Annotated in this window: 2 protein-coding genes and 1 pseudogene; 2 read left to right on the forward strand and 1 reads right to left on the reverse strand. The window is 68.0% G+C overall.

The window, feature by feature from the left end:
* A pseudogene (locus IEZ12_RS39765) lies at positions 1-1,326 on the forward strand (DEAD/DEAH box helicase); the annotation flags it as partial.
* A 418-nt stretch (positions 1,327-1,744) separates the two neighbouring features.
* Here the strand turns inward: IEZ12_RS39765 and IEZ12_RS35870 are convergent.
* On the reverse strand, positions 1,745-2,305 hold the full coding sequence (locus IEZ12_RS35870; RefSeq protein WP_189278399.1) for a BMP family ABC transporter substrate-binding protein: 561 nt from the start codon (positions 2,303-2,305) through the stop codon (positions 1,745-1,747).
* A gap of 435 nt (positions 2,306-2,740) precedes the next feature.
* Here IEZ12_RS35870 and IEZ12_RS35875 point away from each other — a divergent pair.
* On the forward strand, positions 2,741-5,501 hold a 2,761-nt coding region (locus IEZ12_RS35875; RefSeq protein ID WP_189278400.1), incomplete at its 3' end, for a DNRLRE domain-containing protein.

The raw sequence follows: 5,501 nt of genomic DNA on the forward strand, positions 1-5,501 counted from the left end.
GACCGCATCGAAGTGTCCATGGTCCAGCAGATGTTCGGCCGCGCCGGCCGCATCGGCGCCGGCGAACGCGAAGGCCATGCCTACCTCCTCACCACGCCCACCGAGCGCCACCACTGGCAGGCCCGCCTGGCCGCCGGATACACCGTCACCTCCCGCATCCGCGACCGCCTCCCCGACCACCTGCTCGCCGAAGCCGTCCAAAACCGCGTCCACACCCTTACCGGCGCCGAACGCTGGTGGGAAGGCACCTTCGCCTTCCATCAGGGCCAGCACCCCTTCGACCCCCTCCACGACGCCGCCGAGTTCCTCATCGACACCGCCTACCTCACCCGCACCCCCGCCCCCGACGGCGACGACCGCCTGGAAGCCACTGAACTCGGCCGTCTCACCAGCCGATTCATGGTTGACGCCGACCTCGCTTCCACCCTCGCCGACCACCTCGCCCGCCAACCCGCACCGAGCGGCGCGGATACCGCCGAGGACACCCTCATCACCGGTCTCGCCACCCACCTGCCCACCCTGGAACAAGCGCCCTTCACCGACCGCGCGAAAGCCGAGCTCTACAACGTCCTGCGCACCCTCACCGACATCGACGACCACTCCGACGCCCTCGACGACGAAGACGAGCCGGAGAACACCTGGCAGCCGGTCGCCGGAGACCTCGCCCGCGCCGTCCTCCTCCTCGTCGCCCGCGAACCCAAGGCATTCAGAGGACGTCCCTCCTACATCCGCGGCATCCCCGCAGCCTCCATGGCACCCATCCTCGAAGACGCCCAGCGATACCTCGCCTGGCTCGGAGCCCAAGGACACCTCGCCACCGTCCACCCGTGGATCGCCACCGTCGCCGCCGACCTCGCCCAACGCGTCCGCTGGCGCGCCCTCGGCCCCACCCGCGGTGCCGGTCGCCTGCTGTGGATGTGCGAACAGATGGCCACCCCTACCCACGCCCACACCCTCGTCCCCGAGATGTGGCGTGCCGCCCGCGCCCGCCACCTCGACTCCCCGGACTGGCTCGGCACCACCCCACCCGCCACCAACCGCCTCGCACCCCCCGACTACCGGAACCTCCTCGCCACCCGCACCACCGGCACGACCATCACCCTCCACCCCGGCCATGCCCATATCACCGGACCTCGCGGCGCCACCGCCGTCACCTGGAACGGCACCGTCTACACCCACCACATCGTCGGGGACGCGTCCGTCGACCTGCCCTACCCGAACGCCGCCCCCGGCGATTCGTCAGCCGGCCGCAGCGGAGCTGCCGTTTTCACCCGTGGCGACCGCACCGCAGCCGGCTGGGCCGCCGCCTGCAACGCAGTGTGCTGACGATCCGGTCCCTCCGGCCTTCAGGTCGCCCTGCCATGCCGGTAACTGTTGATACCTACTGTCCCTGGCCGCCGGGGCTGCGAGGGCTTGACCGGTTGATTTGAACAGGCATGCCGTGTGAGCACCGGATCAGGTCCCGCAGCGATGTGACTCCGCACAGGAGGCTGCTGGCACCGGCCTGCCTGGCATGGGACGGCTGTGGCTCCGGGTCTGTCCGGTGATCGCGTCCGGGTGCCGCACATCATGCGGAAACAGTCTCTCCTTTGGACACCAGTCCATGATTCCTTCGGGTGGGCTCAAGGTTCGGGCGGTGGTCCGCAGGGGGATGCGGATCCGAGGCTTGTCGAATTTCGTATGGCGTCGATCATGACTCTGGAGTCAATCATATCGGTCGTTTTGAGAATATTTCCGAATTGCCTCAGCGGGTTGGTCGGGAGAGGCTTTCGAGGGTTTTGGTGAGAGTGGATGCGAAGCTTTCTTGAGTTTCGATTGAAACCTTCCCTGAGGAGGCTGAATCGGATTTGGATTCGATGGCGGTGAATGCTGTCCCGGGGTTTGTTTCCGCGACGTTCGGGGCGACCCTGTTGAAGCGCTCGCCGATGGTGACGATCAGGTTGCAGTGGCGGCTGGTGAGTCCGGCCAGGTAGGTGGCGGCCTGTTCGTCGGTCTCCACAGGGGTGACCAGCTGCTGCACGTTCACGTTGCGTGCGGCGCCTTGGTTTCGTAGTGCTGTCCATACGTCAGCGGCAGCGGGTGATGCCTGAAAGGTCGTGCTGTCGCTGGCCAGGCAGGCGGTGGCGCGGCCGGACACATTTCGGATGTCTGGCTTCTGGACGGCGGGGGGTCCGTCGAGGAGGTGGAGTGCGGCGGCTGCCAGGAAGGCGGCTGCGAAGCCGGCGGAGATGATGAGGATCTTTCGGGTCCGGATTCGACGTGGAAGTCGTGAGGTGGGGTTTCCGGATTTCAAATTGATTCCCATGGAAGTCGGTCCATTCGGGTTTCGGGCGAGTGTCGGATCGGGCGGCTGGTCGCCACGCCTGAGTATCCGCTTCGCCTGTGACAGGTCAAGCCTCGGTCGAACTGGGTGGAGTGCTCCTGGGGAGGGCGCGAGGTCGGCGGAGTCAAGAAATGTTAAAAGTTTCCACACTTACGCTGCCGCTTTATCGGACATAGCTGACTGGATGGGGGCAAAACGCAGGCCGGCCCGATAGGAGGGGGCTTGCCGAGGGCCTTTCGCGTCTGGCTATATCTGCGCCTGGCCGACCTCGTCCCTGGCCTTCGTTTGCGTGCGTTGTGAGGGGTTGCCGTGAACCGTTCTTCGTGGATCCGTCGTGCCGACAAGGCCGCGGTCACAAGCGGTGCCCTGCGCCGCGGGCGCTTCGCGCCCCGCCCCGGGACACATCGGGTCCTGACCGTGCTCGTCGCTCTGGCCGTCATGCTCACGGTAGGCACCCAGAGCGCGGCAGCGTTCACCGGTGACGTGGCCAAGGCACTGGCGACTCCGATCACCCCCCGGCAACTCGACGGCACGGCGGACGGTCACGCGGGCAGCGTGGGCGCCGACGCGACGCGGGCGAAGAACGCGTCGTCCGGGCCCGGCACGGCGCATGCGGCCGCACCCGGCGAGTTGCCGGGCGCCGCGGACCCGGCCGGTATGACGGCAAGTCAGAGCTTCGCCCCGCAGGAGCAGGTGGCCGACAAGGTCGAGGTCCCGGCAGCGCTCAAGAAGGCGGAGGAGGATCGCCGGGCGGCAGCTGCGCGAGGTGCTGCGCCGCAGCAGTCGAAGGGCGGCGACCCGAAGGCCACCAAGGTCCAAGGGCCGCCGGTGCCGGGCAAGGAACTTCCCGACGCCCGGACCGCTTCGACATCGACGTTCCAGAATCCCGATGGGACGAAGACACTGCGGGCCTACCCGCGCCCGGTCCACTTCAAGAAGAGCGACGGCACCTGGGCCGACATCGACACCGCCGTGGTGCAGGCCCGTAGTGGTCGGTGGCAGCAGGCCGCCAACACCGGGATGCCGGACTTCGCCGCCAACGCTGCCGACCCGCTGCTGATGGCCTGGTCGCTGGACGCGGACCACAAGGTGTCGTACGGCATGCAGGGTGCCCGTGACTCGGTGGCGAGGGCGGACGGCAACACCCTCACCTACCCGGGCGCGTTCACCTCGACGGACGTCCGCTACGACGCGACTGCGCAGGGAATGAAGGAGAGCCTGATCCTTCACGACGCGTCGGCCCCGACGGTGTGGACCTTCCCGCTGAAGCTCACCGGGCTGAACGCGACGATCGACGGCAGCGGCAACGCGGTGTTCACGGACGCGAGCGGGGCCGGCCGGCTGGCCATTCCGCACGGCTTCATGGAGGACGCCTCCATCGACCCGGCCTCCGGCGACGGCGCGATGTCCGACCACGTCACCTACTCCCTCGTGACCGTCGACGGCGGACCGGCGCTGCGGATGGAACTCGACAGCGCCTGGCTGTCCGACCCGCACCGGGTGTTCCCGGTCCGGGTCGACCCCACGACCGACACCACGTCGGCGGCGGGTCAGTCGACGTATGTGATGAGCCCGTTCAACGCCAACTACTCCTCCGAGTCGATCCTGAAGGTCGGCACATACGACGGCGGAGCGCACAAGGCAAACGCGTACCTGAGCTTCCCGGTGGCGTCCTCCGCCCTGGCGAACAACTACATCGAGTCGGCCGGCCTCGCCCTGTATACCGTGCACTCCGCGCAGTGCACGCAGAATGAGGTCGACGTCCGGCAGATCACCTCGTCGTGGGACCCGTCGACAACCAGCACCTATCCCGGCGTCGGGCTCGGCGGCACCATCGGCGTCGGCCAGTTCTATGCGGGCGTCGAATGCTCCAACGGCTCGCAGTGGGAGCCCATCGACCTCGGCGACGACCCGTACGCGGCAGGCACCCAGCTGATCAGCAGCTGGGCGCACGGCGGAACGAACCTCGGCCTCGCCGTCACCGCGAGCGGCACCGACCCGAACGCATGGAAGAAGTTCGCGAGCGTCAACTCCGCCAACCCGCCCTACCTGTACGCCACCTACGCGGACTGGGCAGCAGGCATCTCCATCGCGAACACCTACACCCCGCCGACCGCCACCACGGCCGGATCGCAGCAGGTCACCATGACCAACCTGGCAGCGAACTGGTGGAACTCGACCAGCATGCAGCTGAAGGCGCGGATCTTCGACTCGACCGGCGCCCACGAAATGCCGGTCAACGCACCGGCGGTAGGCGTCCCAAGCCCGCAGACCCCGGTACGCACCGGACAGTCGGTCACCGTGCAGGGCGTCATACCGCCGCTGTCGCCGGGAGCGCAGTACGTGCTGTGCTGGGACGGCATGGTGGGCGGCACCACATCGCTGCACGACTCGTACGGGGTGCCGTGGCAAGACTGCTTCCGGCTCTCAAGCCAGAACGTGCCGCCGCAGATCGACACCGCCCTGCCGGCGAACGGCACGGTCGTCGGAACCCTGACCCCGCAGCTCTACGCGGCCGGACACGACCTCGACAACTACCCCGGCACCGGTCTCGACTACGACTTCCAGATCTACACCCGGCCGTCGACCGGAGCACCGCAGATGATCGCCGAGTCGGGTTGGCACCCGGCACAGTCCTGGCGCGTACCGGTGGGCCTGCTGTCGTGGAACACGGACTACCTGTGGTCCGTCAAGGTCGGCGACCACCTCGGAGAGAGCCCGCTGACGGCCTACACCTCGTTCAGTACCACCGTCCAACAACCGGTGATCACCTCCCGCCTCGGCGGTGCGGCCGGTAACGGCACCACGCGCAGCTTCGACCCGCAGGCCGGCAACTACACCACCGACGCGTCAGAAGCCTCCGTCGCCGCTGTCGGTCCCGCACTGTCCGTGAGCCGCACCTACAACTCGCTCGACCCGCGCACCGGTTCCCTGTTCGGCGCAGGCTGGTCGTCGGACTACGACATGGGAGTGGTTCCGGACAGCGACGGCGACGGCGGCGTCGTGCTGACGGATGCGAGCGGCCGCGCCGAGCGCTTCGGCCGCAACGACTTCCAGCTCACCCAGCTCGCCGGAGCGGGGGACCAGACCGGCGACGGAATCCACGACGTCGTGGCGGTCGACTCCAGCACCGGCAAGCTGTGGCTCTACCCTGGCCCCGACTTCTCCCAGGCCAAGC

It is taken from the genome of Kitasatospora griseola (assembly GCF_014648555.1).
In the GTDB taxonomy this organism is placed as follows: domain Bacteria; phylum Actinomycetota; class Actinomycetes; order Streptomycetales; family Streptomycetaceae; genus Kitasatospora; species Kitasatospora griseola.